Annotated in this window: 20 protein-coding genes and 2 pseudogenes; 13 read left to right on the top strand and 9 right to left on the bottom strand. The window is 60.6% G+C overall.

From position 1 onward, the window contains the following. Both ACQVLG_RS07605 and ACQVLG_RS07600 read right to left on the bottom strand, forming a co-directional pair. A complete protein-coding gene (locus ACQVLG_RS07605; protein ID WP_474293750.1) occupies positions 1-2,079 on the bottom strand; it encodes an insulinase family protein in 2,079 nt (692 codons plus the stop codon). Continuing rightward, complete coding sequence (locus ACQVLG_RS07600) at positions 1,998-2,567, bottom strand: insulinase family protein (protein ID WP_474293748.1); 570 nt, start codon at positions 2,565-2,567, stop codon at positions 1,998-2,000. The genes ACQVLG_RS07605 and ACQVLG_RS07600 overlap by 82 nt, the downstream gene beginning before the upstream one ends. Positions 2,568-2,847: 280 nt before the next feature. Between ACQVLG_RS07600 and ACQVLG_RS07595 the strand changes: the two genes are divergently transcribed. The 5 genes and pseudogenes from ACQVLG_RS07595 to ACQVLG_RS07575 all read left to right on the top strand — a co-directional run bounded on the left by ACQVLG_RS07595 (position 2,848) and on the right by ACQVLG_RS07575 (position 6,169). Further along, positions 2,848-3,135, top strand: coding sequence for a hypothetical protein (locus tag ACQVLG_RS07595; RefSeq protein ID WP_474293746.1), 288 nt, complete (start codon positions 2,848-2,850; stop codon positions 3,133-3,135). Continuing rightward, positions 3,129-3,629 (top strand): HAMP domain-containing protein, encoded by a 501-nt coding sequence (locus tag ACQVLG_RS07590; protein WP_474293744.1) that lies wholly within the window; start codon positions 3,129-3,131, stop codon positions 3,627-3,629. Before ACQVLG_RS07595 ends, ACQVLG_RS07590 begins: the two co-directional genes overlap by 7 nt. After that, positions 3,557-4,261 carry a sensor histidine kinase gene (locus tag ACQVLG_RS07585; protein WP_474295575.1) on the top strand — a complete coding sequence of 235 codons (705 nt, stop codon included), beginning with the start codon at positions 3,557-3,559 and terminating at the stop codon, positions 4,259-4,261. The genes ACQVLG_RS07590 and ACQVLG_RS07585 overlap by 73 nt, the downstream gene beginning before the upstream one ends. Further along, positions 4,261-4,800: a hypothetical protein gene (locus tag ACQVLG_RS07580; protein ID WP_474293742.1), complete on the top strand. Its 540-nt coding sequence runs from the start codon at positions 4,261-4,263 to the stop codon at positions 4,798-4,800. Before ACQVLG_RS07585 ends, ACQVLG_RS07580 begins: the two co-directional genes overlap by 1 nt. Beyond that, a pseudogene (locus ACQVLG_RS07575) lies at positions 4,797-6,169 on the top strand (sigma 54-interacting transcriptional regulator). Before ACQVLG_RS07580 ends, ACQVLG_RS07575 begins: the two are co-directional and overlap by 4 nt. On the opposite strand, the gene ACQVLG_RS07570 reads toward ACQVLG_RS07575, so the two are convergent. Beyond that, on the bottom strand, positions 6,104-6,448 hold the full coding sequence (locus tag ACQVLG_RS07570; protein ID WP_474295922.1) for a hypothetical protein: 345 nt from the start codon (positions 6,446-6,448) through the stop codon (positions 6,104-6,106). The pseudogene ACQVLG_RS07575 and the gene ACQVLG_RS07570 overlap by 66 nt on opposite strands. Here ACQVLG_RS07570 and ACQVLG_RS07565 point away from each other — a divergent pair. From ACQVLG_RS07565 to ACQVLG_RS07555, 3 genes are all read left to right on the top strand, one after another. Beyond that, positions 6,447-6,809 carry a BON domain-containing protein gene (locus ACQVLG_RS07565; protein ID WP_034752546.1) on the top strand — a complete coding sequence of 121 codons (363 nt, stop codon included), beginning with the start codon at positions 6,447-6,449 and terminating at the stop codon, positions 6,807-6,809. The two genes, ACQVLG_RS07570 and ACQVLG_RS07565, sit on opposite strands and share 2 nt — an antisense overlap. Before the next feature lie 200 nt (positions 6,810-7,009). Beyond that, entirely contained in the window at positions 7,010-8,023 is a 1,014-nt protein-coding gene (locus ACQVLG_RS07560) for a bile acid:sodium symporter family protein (protein WP_474293739.1), read from the top strand. Between the two features lie 218 nt (positions 8,024-8,241). After that, the gene (locus ACQVLG_RS07555) at positions 8,242-9,099 is read left to right on the top strand and encodes a hypothetical protein (protein WP_282409327.1); all 858 of its coding nucleotides are present in this window, start codon (positions 8,242-8,244) and stop codon (positions 9,097-9,099) included. Between the two features lie 90 nt (positions 9,100-9,189). Here ACQVLG_RS07555 and ACQVLG_RS07550 read toward each other — a convergent pair whose 3' ends face one another. Further along, positions 9,190-10,455 carry a DNA cytosine methyltransferase gene (locus tag ACQVLG_RS07550; RefSeq protein WP_096238218.1) on the bottom strand — a complete coding sequence of 422 codons (1,266 nt, stop codon included), beginning with the start codon at positions 10,453-10,455 and terminating at the stop codon, positions 9,190-9,192. A 523-nt stretch (positions 10,456-10,978) separates the two neighbouring features. On the opposite strand from ACQVLG_RS07550, the gene modA reads away from it, so the two are divergent. Genes modA through ACQVLG_RS07530 form a run of 4 tightly spaced genes read left to right on the top strand, consistent with a single transcriptional unit; the run spans position 10,979 to position 13,952 of the window. Beyond that, positions 10,979-11,737: a molybdate ABC transporter substrate-binding protein gene (gene modA, locus ACQVLG_RS07545; RefSeq protein ID WP_474293736.1), complete on the top strand. Its 759-nt coding sequence runs from the start codon at positions 10,979-10,981 to the stop codon at positions 11,735-11,737. 16 nt (positions 11,738-11,753) lie between these two features. After that, a complete protein-coding gene (gene modB / locus ACQVLG_RS07540) occupies positions 11,754-12,425 on the top strand; it encodes a molybdate ABC transporter permease subunit (RefSeq protein ID WP_219134163.1) in 672 nt (223 codons plus the stop codon). 17 nt (positions 12,426-12,442) lie between these two features. After that, the gene (locus ACQVLG_RS07535) at positions 12,443-13,144 is read left to right on the top strand and encodes a sulfate/molybdate ABC transporter ATP-binding protein (protein WP_474295573.1); all 702 of its coding nucleotides are present in this window, start codon (positions 12,443-12,445) and stop codon (positions 13,142-13,144) included. Further along, positions 13,128-13,952 carry a TOBE domain-containing protein gene (locus tag ACQVLG_RS07530; RefSeq protein ID WP_474293734.1) on the top strand — a complete coding sequence of 275 codons (825 nt, stop codon included), beginning with the start codon at positions 13,128-13,130 and terminating at the stop codon, positions 13,950-13,952. The genes ACQVLG_RS07535 and ACQVLG_RS07530 overlap by 17 nt, the downstream gene beginning before the upstream one ends. A 1-nt stretch (position 13,953) precedes the next feature. Here ACQVLG_RS07530 and ACQVLG_RS07525 read toward each other — a convergent pair whose 3' ends face one another. The 3 genes and pseudogenes from ACQVLG_RS07525 to ACQVLG_RS07515 form a co-directional block, all read right to left on the bottom strand. Continuing rightward, positions 13,954-15,066 (bottom strand): response regulator, encoded by a 1,113-nt coding sequence (locus ACQVLG_RS07525; RefSeq protein ID WP_474293733.1) that lies wholly within the window; start codon positions 15,064-15,066, stop codon positions 13,954-13,956. Positions 15,067-15,259: 193 nt separating this feature from the next. Further along, a pseudogene (locus tag ACQVLG_RS07520) lies at positions 15,260-15,496 on the bottom strand (ATP-binding protein); the annotation flags it as partial. Further along, positions 15,388-17,028 carry a cache domain-containing protein gene (locus tag ACQVLG_RS07515; RefSeq protein ID WP_474293731.1) on the bottom strand — a complete coding sequence of 547 codons (1,641 nt, stop codon included), beginning with the start codon at positions 17,026-17,028 and terminating at the stop codon, positions 15,388-15,390. The gene ACQVLG_RS07515 and the pseudogene ACQVLG_RS07520, both read right to left, overlap by 109 nt. 239 nt (positions 17,029-17,267) lie before the next feature. On the opposite strand from ACQVLG_RS07515, the gene fnr reads away from it, so the two are divergent. Further along, on the top strand, positions 17,268-18,026 hold the full coding sequence (gene fnr / locus ACQVLG_RS07510; protein ID WP_046681780.1) for a fumarate/nitrate reduction transcriptional regulator Fnr: 759 nt from the start codon (positions 17,268-17,270) through the stop codon (positions 18,024-18,026). Positions 18,027-18,150: 124 nt separating this feature from the next. Here fnr and ACQVLG_RS07505 read toward each other — a convergent pair whose 3' ends face one another. Continuing rightward, positions 18,151-18,675, bottom strand: a complete 525-nt coding sequence (locus tag ACQVLG_RS07505) for a FixH family protein (RefSeq protein WP_230540051.1) — start codon at positions 18,673-18,675, stop codon at positions 18,151-18,153. Positions 18,676-18,777: 102 nt separating this feature from the next. Beyond that, the gene (ccoG, locus tag ACQVLG_RS07500; protein WP_474293728.1) at positions 18,778-20,160 is read right to left on the bottom strand and encodes a cytochrome c oxidase accessory protein CcoG; all 1,383 of its coding nucleotides are present in this window, start codon (positions 20,158-20,160) and stop codon (positions 18,778-18,780) included. Positions 20,161-20,163 lie beyond the last annotated feature (3 nt).

The following is a 20,163-nucleotide window of genomic DNA, read 5'->3' as shown; positions in this document are numbered from 1 at the left end:
CTAGGATCTGGTCCAGCGTCGTGCCGAAGTCGGCGAACGTGCCGGCCAGGCGCGGATCGCGGTAGGAACTGAGCGTGAACGTCCGGCGCCGGCCGCATAGCTGGCGCTGCCGCCATACGCGCCGCCTTTTTCGCGCAGGGCCGTATGCAGCACCTGGTTGGTCATCAGTTCGGCGGCCACGGCCAGGGCGGCAGCGTCCGGATTGTGCACGCCTGGCACGGCCCAGGAAACGAAGCAATGGTTGATCTGGCTCGTCGCATGCAGGGCCGTGTTGGCCAGCGGCAATGCGGCCGGTGCGGCGGCAACGGCTGGCGCATCCGCCTGCGTGCCGGCGGCCGGCAATTCCAGCAAACGGGCCAGGGTGATGCCATCTTGCTCCAGGCCAGCGCACAGCACGGTCGGCGGCTGGGCGATGATGTGCGCGTGCAGGGTGTCGAGTTCGCGCGCGATTTCCTGCAAGCCCTCGGACGTCTTGCTCAGCTGCTGCAAACGGCGGTAGAACGGCAAGGCTGCCGGGCCGCCGACGATGTCGTCGAAGCGGCGCGTCGGCGACAGCGGTGCCGCCGAGGCCAGCATGGCGTAGCGGTTGCCCGATTCGGCCAGGCTGGAGAGTTTGTCTTGCACCAGGCTTTCGATCAGGAAAGCCAGGCGCTCTTCTTCATCGAAGCGGGGCTTGGCGATCCAGGCCGACAGCACGGCGGCAATCGCTGCATGTTCTTCGCGCAAGCCGCTGGCCGAGAACGACAATTCCACGCGCATCGCCTGTTGCGGGCGGGGAATGGCTTCCAGGCCGATGTGGAACGACGGCACCATGCTCTGGCGCCAGGCGCTGGCGTCATCGAACGACATGTCGCCCACGCCCAGTTCCGGCGCCAGGTCCGTATATAAACGCAGCCAGGGCCACGACGCTTCCGGCAAGCCCGATACGTCGTACAGCACGTTGGCATAGCTGATGCCGTTCGAGGCAATGCTGAACGCCACGGCGCCGTCGACGGCGGGCGGAATCGGCAGCGCCGGGCGCGGCGCGGCGCTGACGTCGCCCGGGCGGATGCGCGGCAGCACTTCCGAATTCGATGGCAGTTGCTGATGCGCTTCCAGCGCGGCCGACTCGGCCACGATGTGCTCGCGCTCGGCGTCCGTCAGCTTTGCCTGCAGGGCGGCCAGATTGGCATCTTCCTGCGCGGCGCGGTCCGTGAAATAGGCGCTGTCGGGCACCACGTGCGTCGTCAAACGGGTGGGATTGGCGATCAGTTCGCGCACCAACTGCTTGAAGAAGGCCGGGTCTTCGATCTGTTGCTCCAGCGTTTCCAAAATCGCCGCATTGTCGAAGGCGTCCATCACGTTGCCGTCGTACATGGCCAGCGGCAAGGCGTGCAGCAAACGGCCCAAGCCGTAAGGCATGCGGCCGCTGCTGATTTCGCGCTGGCTGTATTTGATGTCGCGCAAGGCCGCGTGCAGCACGGCGGCGGGAATGCCTTCTTCCGCCGTTTCTTCCAGCGCCGTCCAGATGCGCTGGTGCGCGTCGGCGATCTGTTCTTTGGTTAACCCTTCCATGCCGATGTGGAACACCATCTGGCGGATGCCCGCGTCGCGGCCATTCATGTCCGATGGGCGGCCATAGCCGGCCGATTCCATGGCGCGCATGACGGGCGCCGACGATTCGCCCAGCAAGCCGTGCGACAGCAGATGCGCGTGGTAGTAGGCGATGGGGTCGCTCGACTCGCCCATCAGCCAGGCAAATTGCAGGCCGAATTCATCGTCGCGCGCTTCCTGCGACGGAATTTTCACCACATTTTCCTGCGGCGCCGTCCACGCGGGCGCCAGTTGCGGCAGGCGGCGCGGACTAAAACCGCTGAGCTTGGACAGCACGCGCTCGGCGACTTGCTCTTGCACGGCCGACGCTTCGATATTGCCGGAGGTCATGATCACGGCTTGCGAAGGGTGATAGTGGCTGGCGTGGAATTCTTTCAGCATATCGTGTGTCAGCTCGGGGATATTCAGCGGATCGCCGCCCGATTCCACTTCATACGTCGTGCCCTTGAGCAAGGCGCTGGCGATGCCGCTGTCGAGAGCGCGCATGGGCTGTTGAAGGCGCCCTTCATTTCATTGAAGACGATGCCCTGGTACACCAGCTTGTCGCCTTCGAACGCGTGGCGCCAGCCTTCCTGGCGGAAATTCAGGTAATCGAGGTTCGGGAAGAAGGCCGCGTCCAGGTACACGTCGAGCAGATTGAAGAAATCCTTGCGGTCGGTGCTGGCGAACGGGTACACGGTGCGGTCCGGGTAGGTCATCGCATTCATGAAGGTGGCCGTCGAGCGGCGCAGCATCGAGAAGAACGGGTCGCGCACCGGGTAGCGGGCCGAGCCGCACAAGGCCAGGTGTTCGAGGATGTGGGCGCGCCCGTCGCTCACTTCCGGCACAGTGGGAAAGGCCACCAGGAACACCATTTCAGCCTGCTCGGTATGCATGTGGATATGGCGCATGCCCGTTGCTGGCTCGACATATTGCTCGATGGTTGCCTGCAAGACTGGAATGAAGTTGCTGCTGACTTTTTCAAATGTGCTCATGCGGTATGGGATCTCTGCGGTAGATGGTTCGGATAGTCGGTGGACGTGCATCACATCTGGGGGCAAAGCGGCGTATTGCCAGGGCCGGCGGCCACTTTGATGCCTGTGTGAAGTTTTTCCCTATTGTACTAGGAGTATTCGTGCGCCGCCGACGTGGACTTGCCGGCGGCCGGAAAAGCCACAGTGTTGCCAAATTTGCCATTTCAGGGTGGCTGGCGTCTGCGAATCGGCGCTTCGCGTACCATGCGTTTTTTTACCAGACTGTAGCGAAGGCCGCACCTTGTCCAGACTTTCTTTTCGCCAACTGTTATTTGCCGCCTTCATTTTGACGACGGGCATTTTGACGGCCACTTCCGTGCAAGCCTTGCTGACCCTGGAGCACCTGGCGCGCCTGGGGCGCGAGACGGCGGCGCAGGCGATTGCCCTGACGGAACAGTCGCAGCGCCTGTCCGAACGCACCCTGGCCATGGAGCGCAGCGCGCGCCAATTCCTCGTGCTGGACGACCCCGTCTTCGCGAGCGCTACGCGGCGGCGCGCGACGAAGCGGCGGCGGCGCTGCAAGTGCTGAACCGCGCCACGCCCGAGTTCGCCCCCCAGCTGGCCGACGAGTGGACGGCGCAGGCGCAAGCGGCCTGGGAAGTGTTGCAAGCGGGTAAGCGCCGCAAGCGCGATGGCCACGCCGTCGTGTACCGCGCGTTTGCCCGCATGACGCAGATCAATGACAGCCTGGCGCGCGAAAGCAAGACGGAAATCGGCAGCCGCAACGATGCCCTGCTGGCCGAGCTGGAACGCCAGCGCCGCCTGCTGGGCCTGCTGGTGGGCGGCGCCGTGCTGCTGGCGGCCGTGCTGGCCACCTGCTTCGGCTTTTTACTCTCGCGCCCGCTGCGCCGCATCGAGACGGCCATCGAGCGTCTGGGCGACAAGCGCTACGACCAGCCCATCGTCGTCGGCGGCCCGGCCGACACGCGCCGCCTGGGCCACCAGCTGGACTGGCTGCGCCAGCGCCTGGCGATCTCGATGCCGACAAGGAACGTTTTCTGCGCCACATCTCGCATGAGCTGAAGACGCCGCTGGCGGCCCTGCGCGAAGGCGTGGCCCTGCTGGAAGACGAGGTGGCCGGCAAGCTCAGCGACAGCCAGCGCGAAATCGCCGGCATCCTGCAGCAAAACACGGCCTCGCTGCAAACCCAGATCGAAGACTTGCTGCGCTACAATACCGCCGCCTTTGACGCCCAGCATCTGGCGCACAGCAAGGTCGACTTGCTGGTCTTGCTGCAAGATGTGGTGGCCGGGCAGCGCCTGCAATGGCTGGCGCGCCGTTTGACGGTCGAGGTGCAGGGAGAGTCCCTGATCGTGCAGGCCGACCGCGACAAGCTGGCAACTGTGCTGGCGAACCTGCTGTCGAATGCCGTGCGCTTCAGCCCGGAAGGCGGCACCGTGCGGTTTACCCTGTCTGGTGAAGGCGGCCGCGTGCGCATCGATTGCATCGACGAGGGGGCCGGCGTGGCGGCGCCAGAGGATGCCGAACGCATCTTCGAGCCGTTTTACCAGGGCGTGCGCCAGGCGGCCGGCGCGCGCAACGGCAATGGCATCGGCCTGTCCATCGTGCGCGAATATATCGCCGCCCATGATGGCAGCGTCACTCTTTTACCGCGCCAGGCTGGCGCGCATTTTCGGATAGAACTGCCTTTATGATGACGAGAACTTCCCTGGCCGGCATGGCCGCCTGCGCGCTGCTGCTGGGCGCTTGCGCCGCCAAGCCTCCCAAACAGACGCCCGTGCTGGTGCAGACGCCGCCCCGCGTGGTGGTGGTCGCCGATCCCCAGCTGACCGAACTGCTGGCGTATCAAAGCGCCTTGCGCCTGATGACGCCGTCGGAACTGGCGAAAGCGCAGCTGGACCTAACGAAAGCCGATCATGCGCCGCACAACACGATACGCCGCGCCATGCTGCAATCGACCGTGCGCGGCCCCGGCGACCTGGCCCGCGCGCAAGCGCTGCTGGAACCGCTGGCCACGGCCACGGGCAAGGACGCGCAATTGCTGGCGCCGCTGGCGCAATTGCTGGGCAGCCAGTACGCGGAACTGCGCCGCCAGGAAGAGAGCATCGACAAGCTCAATGCGCAGCTGCGCGACGCCCAGCGCCGCATCGACTTGCTCAATGAAAAGCTGGAAGCGCTGAAAAACATCGAGCGCAGCCTGTCCGTGCGCCCCGCCGCGGGAGCGCCGAAATGAGCGAGCACGCCCACATCTTATTGGTCGACGACGATCCCGACCTGCTGCGTTTGCTGACCATCCGCTTGAAGGCGGGCAACTATCGCGTGACGGCCGTGGGCAGCGCGGAAGCGGCGCTGGCGCGCCTGGCCGTGGAATTGCCGGCCCTGGTTATTACCGACGTGCAACTACCGGGCCGCGACGGCCTGGCCCTGTTCGATGAAATCCGCCGCCAGCACGCGGCCCTGCCCGTCATTCTGCTGACGGCGCACGGCACCATTCCCGACGCCGTCGACGCGACGACGGCACGCGGTGCGTTTGCCTACCTGACGAAGCCGTTCGACGGCAAGTTGCTGATGGAAAAAGTGGCGTACGCCATCAACTTGTCCACCGTGATGCCGGCACCGGCGTCCGGCGATGAAAGCTGGCGTGCCGAACTGATCAGCCGCAGCGCGCAGATGGCCGAGCTGCTGGCCGAAGCCAAGCTGGTGGCCGGTTCCGACGCCAGCATTTTGATCCGCGGCCCCAGCGGCACGGGCAAGGAATTGCTGGCGCGCGCGCTGCACAACGCCAGCCGCCGCGCCAAGGCGCCGTTCATCGCCGTCAATTGCGGCGCCATTCCCGAGCAGTTGCTGGAATCGGAACTGTTCGGTCACGTCAAAGGCGCGTTTACGGGCGCCGTCGGCAACCGCGAAGGCTTGTTTCAGGCGGCCGATGGCGGCACCCTGTTTTTAGATGAGATCGGCGACATGCCCTTGCCGCTGCAGGTGAAACTGCTGCGCGTGCTGCAGGAGCGGGCCGTGCGTCCCGTCGGCGCCGACCAGACGCGGCCCGTCGACGTGCGCTTGCTGTCCGCCACGCACCGCGACCTGGACGTGGCCATGGCGGAAGGGCAATTCCGCGAAGACCTGTATTACCGCCTGAACGTGGTCACCTTGACCCTGCCGCCGCTGGCCGAGCGCCGCGAAGACATCGCCCTGCTGGCGAACCATTTCTTGCAGAAACTGGCCGCCAAGTACGACAAGCCCCTGAACGGCTTCGCGCCCGACGCCCTCACGGCCTTAGTCAGCGCGCCCTGGCCCGGCAACGTGCGCCAGCTGGTCAATGTCGTCGAGCAAGTGTGCGCGCTGGCCACGGCGCCGCTGGTGCCCTTGAGCCTGGTGCAGCGCGCCTTGCGCGTGCCGTCGCTCGAAGCGCTCAGCTATAACGAAGCCAAGCAGCGCTTCGAGCGCGACTACCTGATCCAGCTGCTGCGCCTGACGGATGGCAACGTGGCCGACGCGGCCCGCCTGGCCGACCGCAACCGCAGGAGGAGTTCTACCGTTTACTGCAGAAATACGAGCTGACACCGGCCCTGTTCCGGGCCGACGGCGACCCTGTCGCTGATTAGCGACAAAAATAAAGTGTTAAAAATCAGCGGCTTAGCCTGAAACATTGATATTGTTGCCACAGGCTGTCGCTGGCAGGCGACAAAAAGCCCGGTTTTTCGCGCCGGATCCGGCGGAAACGCGCTGGAAAAATCGAGTTTGCATGTAAGTTGTTGATTTTGAAGGAAAATTAAAAGCTGGCACGGTGCTTGCTGTATGGGTAGATGTGACGCTTCAAAGTGTTGCTGTTTATTGCTATAGCCAAGTAAGAAGCTTTTAACTTCATTGAGAGGAACTACCATGCAAACATCGAAACTGTTCAATACCCTGGTCGCCGCTATCGTACTGTCGGGCGCCTCGATCACCGCTTCGCATGCAGCTGACTCCGCCCCAAAAGCACAAGCTCCTGCTGACACCGTCGTGGCCGCCAACGCCGCCGCTGCCGTCCCTGATGAAACCATCACTTCCTCGGCCAAGGCCGCCCTGAGCGCCGATGCGCAAGCCGCTGCCCTGCCAGTCAAGGTGGCAACCCAGCAAGGTGTGGTCGTCCTGTCGGGCGACGTGCCGAGCGCCGAAGCGGGTGACCGCGTCGTGCAGATCGTCGCTTCCGTGAGCGGCGTGAAAGAAATCAAGAACGAGCTGAAAGTCAAAGCCGCCGGCTAAGCCCTCGCGCTGTACTTTACTCCGGGTTGCCCTGTCTGCGGACAGGGCATTTTTTTGTGCCATTGTGTCCACAAGCCACGCCTGCTTCCAGGCAGATAGCTCGGCAATGGGGTTAGAATAGCCAGCACTGGCGCCGTTTCCGGCGCTTTTTGTCATCCATGGCGCAGTGTTGCAAGGCTGGGCCGCTACCAGGCTACCGCATGTCTTCATTCTTTCCCGCCGCCCTGTTGCGCAATCTCAAACCCGACAACTTCACCATCGCCCTGCTCGTCACCGTGGCGCTGGCCAGTTTCCTGCCCTGCACGGGCCAGACGGCCGTGGTCTTCGGCAATATCACCACGGTGGCCATCGGCGCCCTGTTCTTCCTGCACGGCGCCAAGCTGTCGCGCGAAGCCGTGGTGGCCGGCGTCATGCACTGGCGCCTGCACTTGCTGGTGCTGGCCAGCACCTTTATTTTGTTCCCCCTGCTGGGGCTGGCCCTGCGCCCGCTGGCGCTGACTTTCCTCACGCCCGAGCTGTACGTGGGCATCCTGTTCCTGTGCGCGCTGCCGTCGACCGTGCAATCGTCGATCGCCTTGACGGCCATGGCGCGCGGTAACGTGCCAGCCGCCATCTGCAGCGCCTCGGCTTCGAATTTCATCGGCATTTTTCTTGCCCCCATCCTGGTAGGCTTGCTGGTGGCCAAGGGAGCGGAAAGCAAGTCGTCGGTCGACGCGGTATTGTCGATTGTCATGCAGCTGCTGCTGCCCTTCCTGGCCGGCCAGTTCCTGCGCCGCTGGATAGGCCGCTGGGTCGACCGCCACAAGGCCATGCTGAAATTCGTCGACCAGGGTTCCATTTTGCTGGTGGTCTACACGGCCTTCAGCGAAGCCGTCAGCGAAGGCCTGTGGCACACGATCTCGGTGGAAACCCTGGTCGCCCTGAGCCTGTTCAGCATCGTGCTGCTGGCGCTGGTCCTGGGCCTGATGACGTTCATCAGCCGCCGCCTGGGTTTTAACAAGGAAGATGAAATCGCCATCGTTTTCTGCGGTTCGAAGAAAAGCCTGGCCAGCGGCGTGCCGATGGCCAAGGTCTTGTTTGCCACGCACTCGCTGGGCATGGTGATTTTGCCGCTGATGCTGTTCCACCAGATTCAGCTGATGATCTGCGCCGTGATCGCGCAGCGCTATGCGCGGCGTGATCAGATATCGAAAGTTTCGATATCTACGCCTTAAATAAAGAGAACTTTTTCAATCACCAATATACAGTTTCATATCCCTGTTGACGGTGTGAAAAATAATTATTCAATTGGCCTTGCTAAATTCAAAACCACTGATCTAAACTTGAATTAAACCTTGCGCATTGTCAAAATTATCATGATTCGCTAAAGTAAAAAATCAATATTGTTGAAGATAATTAATCATTTAGGATTTTAAATAAAAATAGGTCATCAATGTCAAAAAGTCAGAAAACTATCGTTATCGAGCGTATCTTTAATTTATTGTACGATCCAAGCACGGGTAAGTTAAGTAGAAGTGTCGTTACTGCAAAAGATTTGGAGGATGCAAAACGTTACTGCAATGATTTTTTAGGTGCCACCATCAAGTTGGATAGTAATCCATACAACTTCATGAAAGACATAGTACGAGGAACAGGAGCTGCCAAGATTTGGCCTGACAGTGTTCGACAGCTAGGGTTTATTGGTGAGCAGCGAACCGGTGATGGAAATGTATTTGCATTCGTGCCTGTGGTCGCAGGTGTTTCAGAGAGCTTCGATGTTGATTTCCGCCCAACGGACGATACGCCCCGCTATCAGATTCAAAGCTTAAGCCTGCCACTTGCATCTAAGGCACTTGGCCGAACTGACGAATCGTGGCTTTTACAGGTAGCAGTGAATCTTCGTATTATTGAAAGTCATTTTGCTATTGGTGAAAACAGACAAATTGAGGCATTGGAATTAAATCATCTGCAGATGGACATTAAATTGCGAAAGGTCCAAATCGATGCATTATATCTTGCGAAATGTATTCCTAGTATTGTAAACCCATCAGGTAGTGTACTTATCACAGTGGAGGCTAAACAAGGGAATCAACGCATTTTGACTGAGCAGATAGCCCGACAGGTTAAAGCTGCTTTTGAATCTACTTCGAATGACTTAATTGTTCCCACAGCAATTGCTGCAATTAAAGGCAAGGGAATGTATGTCGTTGAATTTAAATCGGTTCACCGCGCTGATATCGCAACGTTCGATGTACCAATTTTTCATCGGGAAGCTATGTTTGTTTTGCAACCATCGGTTCAAGGTATATAGTAAACAAAGAATTTTTTTCAATCGCAGGGAGTTTCCTGCGATTGGCTAAGGACATTGAATAATAAACTGAAGTATGCTCCGGTAAAGGTGCTATTTTTCAAATAGGTCTGCAGTCTTTGATGTTTCCGATGGTTTTCTATTTCGCTGGGCAATAACTGTTCGCAGGACAGAAAAGTAAGACGCTGCTTGTCCCATGTTCATAGCTAAAAGTGCTGGATCGCCAAGCTTTATTGTGCCGTTTGGAATCGTCGGTTGGATGCCCAGCGCTTGTATAACAGCCGATGCAACAGCACGTCCAAGCAATGGCGGAACACTATTGCCAATTTGTCTAAATCCATGCCACTTAGTGACATGCATTCGGAACCAATCGGGATATGAGTGAAGACGCGCAGCCTCGCGGACAGTCAGAACTCGTGGGTAAACTGGATGGATCGGACGAGGAGATGTATGCGCTCCTCTAGCGCTATCTGTACCGGCGCGTAGCGTGTTGCAGACTCCTTCGAGAGAAAGTCGTAAGAAACGACTGATTTTTTCGGTCTGGCCTGGTGTTGTTGCAAGAAATCGAGCCTTTGACGTTTCTGTATGTTCGGTGATCGAACTGCATGTCAGCTCATTTACGTCGAAAGCACGCCTGTAGCTGTAATCGGATGAATCTTTGATCATTCCTCGTAAGCAGCGTGCGTATTTAGAATCGGTTTTCCATTGCAGCTTTACTGAGTCTGAGTTTTCTAAAGCGCGGTGTTGATTTACGTCTGGCAAATCAGCTATAGCGTCTCCCACCGTTACACAATCCTTAGCTGCTACTGGATATTCAGGGAGCACTTGATCTTTTCGAGCGGCCATAAGGAAGAGTCGTTCTCTTGACTGTGGGACACCAAATGCAGATGCATTTAGGACTTTATATGGCATCAGAACATTATATCCTGCATCACCTAATGCATCGATTAGCTCAGTAAGGAATTGTGAATGTTTGCCAAGCGTCAATCCTTTTACATTTTCAAAAACGCAATATTTTGGTTTTAGTTCATGCACAAGACGAACATAGTGAAAGACCAACTGATTACGATTGTCGTCCAGTGCGCGTTTTCCAATCATTGAAAAGCCTTGGCATGGTGCACCACCAAACACTACATCAATTTCGCGATTACCTATTCCACTTTGAATGCGAATATCATTACCTGATAGATCGACTACGCTCGCGCAAATCGTTTTTGTTTTTGGGAAATTATATTCGTGCGTCGCGCAGTGAATCGGATCGATTTCGATAGCCGCAGCAATATCAAATCCAGCTTGTTCAAAACCTAACGATAAACCGCCTGCCCCTGCAAACAAGTCGATTCCTATTGGACGGCTCATGTAATTCTCCATACTTCGTACTGATTCAAAAAAACTAACTGTATTTTACTTTGTTGGTCGTCAAAAGTCGATCGTTTTCTGCCACTGAATCGAAACTTGTAGTGTCTTTACCAATCGTCGGTATGCTGACTTGTAATGTGCAGATTGTAATAATTTATCTACAGTTTACTTTTTGATTAAGAGCCGCGGTCTGCTATTTAGATCCAACATAAATTAAGTTGATGAGCCTAAATGATATTTTTGCAAATTCTTGCCGGCCAGTACCCTCTTCGAGGCCGTGTCATCATGCAGCATCTGCTTTAACGTCATGTTGCCCAAGGGGACGATTGCTCGCGGATTCACGTGTTGCATTCTTCTCCCGGCTAGTTGCTTCGTCAATTCCAAGGCTCAATGATATAACTGTATTTATATACAGTATATCAGGATATCTGGTTTGTGCTGGCTTGACCTGCGCCATGGCAGAACGCTATATATGCGTGTATATTACGATCCTTGTCACCGTTCACTTTACAAGGATACGATCATGCGCCTCACCTCCCTCGCCCGCCTGCTTGGCGCCGCTCTTCTCGCCGCCGCCACCACTTCCGCCTTTGCCGGCGAAGTGGTGGTGTCGGCCGCGGCCAGTCTGACGAACGCGTTCAAGGATGCGGCGCAAGGCTACGAGGCGCAGTATCCGGGCAGCAAGGTGTCCCTGAACTTTGCCGCCTCGGGCGTGCTGCTGCAGCAGATCGTCAAGGGTGCGCCCGTGGATGTGTTTGCCTCTGCCGACCAGGAAACCATGGATGCGGCGCAAAAGCAGGGGCTGGTATTGCCGGCCGACCGCATGGATTTCGTCGGCAACAGCCTGGTGCTGATCGTGCCGCACGATAGCAAGCTGGGCATCAAGGCTCTGGCCGACCTGACGCACAAGGGCGTGACCCGCGTGGCCATCGCCAATCCGGCCAGCGTGCCCGTCGGCCGCTATTCCGAAGGCGCGCTGAAGAAGGCGAAGCTGTGGGATGCCGTGCAGCCCAAGGCCATCGGCACGCAGAACGTGCGCCAGTCGCTCGATTACGTGGCGCGCGGCGAAGTCGATGCGGGCTTTGTCTACGCCACCGACGCGGCCATCATGAAAGACAAGGTCAACGTGGTGCTGGAGGTGCCTTTGGCCTCGCCCGTGCTGTACCCGATCGCCACCATCAAGGGCAGCGGCAATACGGCCGAAGCGAAGCGCTTCGTCAGCTACCTGCAGACGGCGCCGGCGCAAGCCATCCTCGCCAAGTACGGGTTTAAAAAGCCATAAAGTAAAACGACTGCACATGGATATCGCCTGGACCGCGCTGGCCCTGTCGCTCAAGGTAGCGGCGTGGGCCACGGCGCTCAATTTGCTGCTCGGCATCGGAACGGGCTATCTGCTGGCGCGCACGCGTTTTCCCGGGCGCGAACTGCTCGATGCCCTCTTGACCCTGCCGATGGTGATGCCGCCCACCGTGCTCGGCTATTACCTGCTGGTGCTGCTGGGCCGGCGCGGCACCTTGGGCATCTGGCTGCAGGACAACTTCGGCATCAACCTGATCTTTACGTGGCAGGGCGCCGTGATCGCTTCCACAGTCGTCGCCTTTCCGCTCGTCTTCAAGCCCGCGCGCGCCGCCTTCGAAGCGGTCGACGGCCAGCTGGAGCAGGCGGCCCGCGTGCTGGGCCTCCCGGAAATGGCGATTTTCTTCCGCGTCACCTTGCCGCTGGCCTGGCGCGGCATCCTCGCCGGCGTGCTGCTGGGATTCGTGCGCGCGCTCGGTGAATTCGGCGCCACCCTGATGGTGGCCGGCAGCATTCCCGGCAAGACGCAGACCCTGTCGGTGGCCGTGTATGAGGCCGTGCAGGCGGGGCAGGACGACGTGGCCAATACGCTGGTCGTGATTATCTCCCTGGTCTGCATCGTGGTGCTGCTGTCGGCTGGCCGTCTGGCGCCCGGGCGCATCGCGCACAAATGACGCTGATGATGACGCCCATGCAACTCGACCTCGACCTCCGCGCCACCTTGCGCTCCGGCAAACGCCGCTTCGACATGCACGTGCAATGCACGTCCAGCAGCCAGCGCATCGCCGTGTATGGCCCCTCCGGCGCCGGCAAGAGCATGACCCTGAAAGCCATTGCCGGACTGTTTACACCGGACGCGGGCCATATCCGCCTGAACGGGCGCACGCTGTTCGATTCGGCCGCCGGCATCAACTTGCCGCCGCAGCAGCGCAATGTCGCCTACCTGTTCCAGGATTACGCCCTGTTCCCGCACCTGACGGTGCGCCAGAACGTGGGCTTCGGCCTGAGCCGCGGCTGGTTCAACCCGCGCGCGCGCGAAAAATTGCAGAAGGTCGAGCATTGGCTCGATGCATTCCACTTGCAGGAACTGGCGCACCAGTTCCCCGACGAGTTGTCCGGTGGCCAGCGCCAAAGGGTGGCGCTGGCGAGGGCACTCGTGGCTGAGCCGGCCGCGTTGCTGCTCGACGAGCCGTTTGCCGCCCTCGATCCGGCCCTGCGTGTCAAAATGCGGCTGGAACTGAGCCAGTGGCAGCAGCGCCTGGACGTGCCCATGATCCTGATCACACATGATCCCGAAGATGCGCGCATCCTGGGCGAACATGTGCTTTACTTGCGTGACGGACAAATTGACAGCATGGAAGAAAATAAGGCATTAGGTGAACGCATTGGATAAAGCAGCGGCAACAGAAATCGGCCTGCAAGGCTCGGTATGGATGACGGTGGGCGGAGAAAACCTGGGCGGCGCCGGCAGGGTGGAATTGCTGGGCGCCATCGCCGAGTGCGGCTCCATCACGCAGGCGGCCAAACTCGTCAAGATGAGCTACAAGGCGGCCTGGGATGCCATCGATGCCATGAACAACCTGGCCGGCGAGCCGCTGGTCGAGCGTTTGACGGGCGGCAAGGGCGGCGGCGGCACGCGGCTGACGCCACGGGGACGCCAGCTGGTCGACAATTTCCGCATCATCGAGCGCGAGCATGCCCGCTACCTGCGCCAGCTGGGCAGCCAGGCGGAAGGCATCGCCGACGATCTTTTACTCATACGGAGAATGGCCATGAAAACCACGGCACGCAATCAATTCCTCGGTAAAGTTGCCGAACTGAAACAGGGCGCCGTCAACGACGAAGTCACCTTGGAATTGCCGGGCGGACAGCACATCGTGGCCATCGTCACGCAGGGCAGCAGCGCCAGCCTGGGCCTGGTGCCGGGCGCGGAAGCGTTTGCGCTGATCAAGGCCTCGTCCATCATCCTCGTGGCCGATAGCGCAGGCGCGCGCTTTTCGGCGCGCAATCAATTGACCGGTGTGGTGACGCGCGTGCAGACGGGCGCCGTCAACACGGAAGTGGTGCTGGACTTGCCGCGTGGCGGCACGATTGCCGCCATCATCACGAACCAGAGCAGCACCGACCTGGGCATCGAGATCGGCAGCAATGTGACGGCGATTTTCAAGGCGTCCAGCGTGATTTTGGGCGTACCCGCATAAATTAATCTTTTAGGCGCGACAACCAATCCGCCGCCGCCGCCAGCGCCTGTTCCAGTTCCTGCGCCGTCTGCGCCAGCAGTGCCGGCACCTCGTCCAGGCGGCCCGCGTCGATGGCTTCCTCGGTGGCGAAGGCGGCGCGGATCAGGCGCTTCGTGCCCAGGGTGCCGACGGAGCCGCGCACGCTGTGCAGGATGCGCGCCACGTCGCTGTGGCGGCCCGCCTGCAAGGCCGTTTCGGCGTCGCGCACGGGCGTCATGCCCTTGTTCAACGCATCTTCCACCATGCGCCGCAGCACGCCGCGCCCTTTCGCGTCGCGCCCCATCACGCGCATCAGCGGCGCCATGGAAAAGACCTCCTCATCGGCGACGGGCGCCGGCCCTGCCGCCTGCACTGGCGGGCGCTTGGGCAGGTGGCGCAGGATGACTTCCATCATCTCTTCCACCACGACGGGCTTGGCGATGAAGTCGCTGATGCCGGCCGTCATGCAGCGTTCGCGTTCGGACGCCAGCACGCCGGCCGTCATGGCGATCACGGGCAGGCTCAAGCGCAGTTCCGTGCGGATGATGTGGGTGGCGCTGAAGCCGTCCATGACGGGCATCTGCATGTCCATCAGCACGATGTCGTAGCGCAGCGCCTCCGTGCGCAGCCGTTCCACCGCCTGCAAGCCGTCGCCCACCACGTCGAGGGTGGCGCCCATGTGTTCGAGGATGCCGCGCGCCACGGCCTGGTTCAGATGATTGTCTTCCACCAGCAGGAAATGCACGCCGGCCAGTTCCGTGCCCAGCGGCTGGTGCAGGATGCGCTGCTCGCCGCCGTCGTGCTTGGCAATCAGCGCCTGGTGCAGGGCATCGAACAGGCTCGAGCCCGTAATCGGCTTCATCAGCACCACGTCGGCCTCGGCCGCGCTGGAGATTTCCTCCAGGTGGTTGCGGGCGAAGGCGTTGACCATCACCACGATGGGCTGGCGCTGGCCGGCCGCCGCCTGGCGGATGGCCTTGGCCGTGGCCAGGCCGTCCATCACGGGCATGTGCCAGTCGGCCAGCACCACGTCGTACGGTTGCTGCTGCGCCAGGCGCTCGCGGTACAGCTCGATGGCGGCAAAGCCGGAATCCACTTCGTCGGCCAGCCAGCCCCGCCTCGATCAGCTTGACGATCAGCTCGCGCGTGGTGCGGTTGTCGTCGGCCACCAGCAGGCGCAGCTGGCCCAGGGTGGGCGTGCGCCGCGTTTCGGCCGGCTGCGCCAGCATGTCGAACGGCACGCTGAACCAGAAGCGGCTGCCCTTGCCTTCGCTGCTGGCGACGGCGATGTCGCCGCCCATCATGTGGATCAGCTGCTTGCTGATGGCCAGGCCCAGGCCCGTGCCGCCGAAGCGCCGCGTGATGCTCTGGTCGCCCTGCGAAAACGCGGCGAACAGCTGCTGTTGCTGCAGTTCCGTCATGCCGATGCCCGTGTCGCGCACTTCAAAGCGCAGCCAGGCGCGGCCGTTGTCCTTCTCGGCCAGACTGACGGCCACCACCACTTCGCCTTGCTCCGTGAACTTGATGGCGTTGCCGGCCAGGTTGACGAGGATCTGCTGCAGCCGCTGGGCGTCGCCCACGAGGCGCCGCGGCACGTCGGGCTCGACGGCAATGCCAGTTCCAGCTCCTTTTCGCCCGCATTCATCGTCATCGTCGTGGCCAGCGTGTTCATGACTTCGTCGAGGTCGAATTCGACGGGCGACAATTCCATGCGGCGCGCCTCGATCTTCGAATAATCGAGCACGTCGTTGAGGATGCCCAGCAGCGACTGGCCCGCCACGCGCACCATGGTCAGATACTTGCGCTGTTCCGTATCGAGCTTGGTATTTCCCAGCAGATACACCATGCCCAGCACGGCATTGAGGGGCGTGCGGATTTCATGGCTCATGTTGGCCACGAAATCGCTCTTCGCGCGGTTGGCCGCCTCGGCCCGGTCGCGCTCCTGTTCCAGCTCCGCCGCGCGCGCTTCGAGCTCCTGCTGCAGCCGGTCGCGTTCGCTCATCAGGCCGTTGAAGGCTTCCGTCAGCTGGCCGATCTCGTCGCGCTGCTGCACGGGTACGGGGGTGAAGCGGCTGCCGCTGGTGCGCAGCGCCTGCAGGGTATCGCGCAGGCGCACCAGGGGCGACAGCAGGCGCACGGTAACCCAGCCCAGCACTGCTGCCGCGGCCAGCAGCGAGGCGAGGATGCTCCACAGCACCAGCCGGTACAGCACGCCATCGAACGGTTCGAAGGCGTCGTCGATGGGCAGCGAGGCGGCCAGCAGCCAGTTCACCGATTTCAGGCGCTTGAAGCTGTTGACGGCCGTAATGCCGCGGCTGTTGGTGCTGACCATGCTGCCTTCGCCATCGTCCTTCAGCAGCTGGGTCGTCGTCAGGTTGGCGTTCGGCAGGCGCGGCTGCAGCAAGCGGCTGGTGTCCGGGTGCAGCACGTAGCGCGGCACGGCGCCGCGCGTGAGGATGAAGTAATAGCCGCTCTTGCCGATCTTTTCCGAACGCAAACGGCCCAGCAGGTTGTCCTTGTACAGGCGCAATACGCCGATCACCACGCCGGCCACCTGGCCATCGGCGGCCAGCACGGGCGCCACCATCTGCACGATGGGCATGCCGCTCGATTTGCCCAGCATCGGTTCCGTGATCATGGGCTGGCGCGTGCGCAGGACGGTCTGGAAGTATTCGCGCTCGGCAACATTGATGCCGGCGCGCCCCGCCACTTCCGGCATGTCGGCCACGACGGCGCCATGCGCGTCGAGCACCAGCACGTCGTCGAACAGCACCAGCATCGAGCGGCGCGAATAGTATTGGCGCAACTGGGCGGGCTGGGCGATCAGTTCCGGCGGCTGCTGCCTGGCCGTCAGGGTGACGATCTGCAGCAGCATGGCCAGCTTGTCGTCGAGTTCGGCGGCGGTGCGGGTGATCAGGGACGACTGCTGGCTCAGCAGTACTCGGGTGAAATCGTCGCGCATGTGCTGCACCTGGATCATCGTGACCAGCGCGATCATGGCGATCGAGGTCAGGCTGGTGGCCAGCGCGACTTTTGCTTTGATGCCGAGAGGCTTCATGATTTCCTTTTCAGTACCGGGCGGCACAGGCGGCAGATAATGCTGTCAGGAATTTTCCTATCAATGCCCCAGCTTGGCAAGCGCCACCGCGCAAATTGCCTGCCCCGTACGGCCTTTTGACGATGTTGCCATATAATTAAAGTCGGAACGTCGTTTATTCAGCGAAATTGCGGTGAAATTGGCACACGGCAACCCTGTATGCAGTAAACTTGTTGTTGCATTTTCTAAAAGGTACCGACATGACTGAAGCGCTACTCACTCCAACCTTGCCCACCGTGAACGTGGAGGCGTTGCGTGCGCGATGCTCGACTTGCAGCATGCATCAATTGTGCCTGCCGATGGGCCTCGATGTGGGCGACATGGACAGACTGGACCAGATCATCGGCCGCCGCCGCAAGATCGTGCGCGGCGCCTCGCTGTTCCGCATCGGCGACTCGTTCCAGAACCTGTACGCGATCCGTCTGGGCCACTTCAAGACGTACCAGATCAATCCCGGCGGCGAAGAGCAGGTGACGGGTTTCCAGATGGCCGGCGAACTGCTGGGCATGGACGCCATCAGCGCCGACCGCCACCACTGTAATGCGGTGGCCCTGGAAGATAGTGAAGTGTGTGAAATCCCGTTTTCCAGCCTGGAACAATTGCTGGGCAACATGCCGACCCTGCTGCGCCATTTCCACCGCATGATGAGCCAGGAAATCACGCGCGAGCAAAGCGTGATGCTGTTGCTGGGCAATATGCAGGCGACGCAGCGTTTTGCCGCCTTCATCGTCAACCTGGCGTCGCGCTACGAGGCGCGCGGCTATTCGAGCAGCAAATTCCAGCTGCGCATGTCGCGCGAGGAAATCGGCAACTACCTGGGCCTGACCATCGAGAGCGTCAGCCGCTTATTGTCGAAATTCAAGAAGGAAGGCTGGCTGCGCGTCTCCAACCGCGAGATCGAGATCCTGCAGCCGGCGAAACTGAAGGCCATTACGGCCGGTACGGACGTCTGCAAATAACAGCACCGTCAAAACCTACTGCGCGTCGCGCTTTGCGGCCTGCGATGCTCGCTGTGCTATAGCACAGCTGTGCTTCTCAGCCACAAATCACTGCCGCTCGCTACGGTTTTCCCGGCACTGTACGTTATAGTTCTTCATCCGCATGCAGCGCGATGCTGCGCTGCAACGGCCAGGTCCAGATGCCGGACAGGCGCCACTCGCGCTTATCGTTTTCCACCAGCACCTGCCAGCGGCTGCGTTCGAGCATCGGCAGCGTCACGGAAAAATTGCCGGCCGCATCGGGCTGCACCAGCAGCTTGATATCCTTTTCCGGCAACGTCGCATGCGCCAGGTGCAGCTGCAGCGGACCCTGGTACGCCTTGCCGAAGCTGTGCACGGAACCGCTGAGGCGCGCTGCAGCGACGTCATACGACAGGCTGGTATCCATCGCCAGGTTGCTGGCGGCCGTGTCGCGCTTCAAATCCTGGTTGATGGCCTTGCCCTGCTTGTAATAATCGCCCACCACCAGCGCATCGGGTTGCGTAAACGCAATATAGCCCATGAAACTGCCGACGACCACGGACAGGCCGGGACCGATCATCAGCAGCCATGGCCAGCGGTGCTTGTACCACGGGGCAACGGGAGGTTGCAGTTTCAGACTGTCGGACATGCTATTTCTCCTGTTTAATCAGCCAGTCCCCATGCGGGAACCGGCCTTCCTGCAACTTCGTGGCGGCGGCGAGGGCACCCGGTCCCCGTCCGCCTTTCCTTGTTAACGTGGCACGATGAATACCGCGCTTTCACGCACATGCAGCGACGGGTCGTCCAGCGATTGCAATTCGATCGCAATCTTGTTCGAGCCTTTCTCGCCGACGCCGTGCGGCACGCGCAGGCGGATCGGCCAGCCCAGCGTTTCCGTTGGCTGCAAGGTCACTTCTTCGCGCGTCAGCAAGGTCAGGCCCGGCAAGCCGGATGCGCTGATTTTGAAATGCTGGCTTTGCTCCGAGGTGTTCATGATCTGCAGGCGGTAGACGTTTTCGATCATGCCGTCTTCCACTTCGCGTCCCATCGAACCGCGGTCGCGGATCACGTCCATCTTCAGCGGCGTGCGCAGGGCCAGCGAAGTACACACGGCGATGATGATCAGGGCCAGGATGGAAGTGTAGATCAAGACGCGCGGGCGCATGGCGCGCTGGCGTATCTGCTTCGAATTGAAGTTGTTTTCCATCGCATGGTCGGTACTGTAGCGTACCAGTCCCCGCGGCCGGTCGACCTTGTCCATCACGCTGTTGCAGGCATCGACGCAGGCGGCGCAGCCGATGCATTCATACTGCAGGCCGTTGCGGATATCGATGCCGGTCGGACACACCTGCACGCACAGGGTGCAGTCGATGCAATCGCCGAGCTTGTCGTTGTTGCCGGCCTTCTTGCTCATGGCGCCGCGTGGTTCGCCGCGCTTGGCATCGTAGGTGATGATCAGGGTGTCCTGGTCGAACATGGCGCTCTGGAAGCGCGCGTAGGGGCACATGTATTTGCACACCTGCTCGCGCAGCCAGCCCGCGTTGCCGTAGGTTGCCAGGCTGTAGAACAAGACCCAGAACCACTCCCAGGGACCGAAATTGAGCGTGGTCACCGCGTGCGCCAGTTCCTTGATCGGCGTGAAGTAGCCGACAAAGGTAAAGCCCGTCCACAGGGCGATGGCGCCCCATACCAGGTGCTTGGCCGTCTTCTTGAACGCCTTGCGCAGGGACGGACCCTGCTTGTCGAGGGCCATGCGCGCGCTGCGCGTGCCCTCGATGCGGCGTTCGACCCACAGGAAGATTTCCGTGTATACCGTTTGCGGGCAAGAGAACCCGCACCACACCCGCCCGGCAATGGCCGTGACGAGGAACAACAAATACGCACAGATGATCAGCAGGGCCGCCAGATAGATGAAATCCTGGGGCCACAGCACGACGCCGAAAATGTAGAACTTGCGCGTGGTCAAATCGAACAGCAGGGCTTGCCTGCCATTCCAGGTCAACCACGGCAAGCCGTAGAACGCGAGCTGGGTAAGCCATACGCATACCCATCGCCAGGTAGCGTAGCGTCCTTTGGCCTCGCGAGGGTAGATTTGCTCGCGGGCCGCATACATCTTGATGACTTGAGGTTCCATTAC

This window comes from Janthinobacterium sp. TPC_1 (genome assembly GCF_056037845.1).
This window is presented reverse-complemented; position numbering and strand designations above follow the sequence as displayed.

Coding starts and splice junctions, on each gene's coding strand:
- ACQVLG_RS07555 (WP_282409327.1), top strand. CDS start 8,242: ATGTCAAAAAGTCAGAAAACTATCGTTATCGAGCGTATCTTTAATTTA.
- ACQVLG_RS07570 (WP_474295922.1), bottom strand. CDS start 6,448: ATGGTAGTTCCTCTCAATGAAGTTAAAAGCTTCTTACTTGGCTATAGC.
- modA (WP_474293736.1), top strand. CDS start 10,979: ATGCGCCTCACCTCCCTCGCCCGCCTGCTTGGCGCCGCTCTTCTCGCC.
- ACQVLG_RS07535 (WP_474295573.1), top strand. CDS start 12,443: ATGCAACTCGACCTCGACCTCCGCGCCACCTTGCGCTCCGGCAAACGC.
- ccoG (WP_474293728.1), bottom strand. CDS start 20,160: ATGGAACCTCAAGTCATCAAGATGTATGCGGCCCGCGAGCAAATCTAC.
- ACQVLG_RS07600 (WP_474293748.1), bottom strand. CDS start 2,567: ATGAGCACATTTGAAAAAGTCAGCAGCAACTTCATTCCAGTCTTGCAG.
- ACQVLG_RS07605 (WP_474293750.1), bottom strand. CDS start 2,079: ATGCGCGCTCTCGACAGCGGCATCGCCAGCGCCTTGCTCAAGGGCACG.
- ACQVLG_RS07565 (WP_034752546.1), top strand. CDS start 6,447: ATGCAAACATCGAAACTGTTCAATACCCTGGTCGCCGCTATCGTACTG.
- ACQVLG_RS07505 (WP_230540051.1), bottom strand. CDS start 18,675: ATGTCCGACAGTCTGAAACTGCAACCTCCCGTTGCCCCGTGGTACAAG.
- modB (WP_219134163.1), top strand. CDS start 11,754: ATGGATATCGCCTGGACCGCGCTGGCCCTGTCGCTCAAGGTAGCGGCG.
- fnr (WP_046681780.1), top strand. CDS start 17,268: ATGACTGAAGCGCTACTCACTCCAACCTTGCCCACCGTGAACGTGGAG.
- ACQVLG_RS07560 (WP_474293739.1), top strand. CDS start 7,010: ATGTCTTCATTCTTTCCCGCCGCCCTGTTGCGCAATCTCAAACCCGAC.
- ACQVLG_RS07550 (WP_096238218.1), bottom strand. CDS start 10,455: ATGAGCCGTCCAATAGGAATCGACTTGTTTGCAGGGGCAGGCGGTTTA.
- ACQVLG_RS07580 (WP_474293742.1), top strand. CDS start 4,261: ATGACGAGAACTTCCCTGGCCGGCATGGCCGCCTGCGCGCTGCTGCTG.
- ACQVLG_RS07515 (WP_474293731.1), bottom strand. CDS start 17,028: ATGAAGCCTCTCGGCATCAAAGCAAAAGTCGCGCTGGCCACCAGCCTG.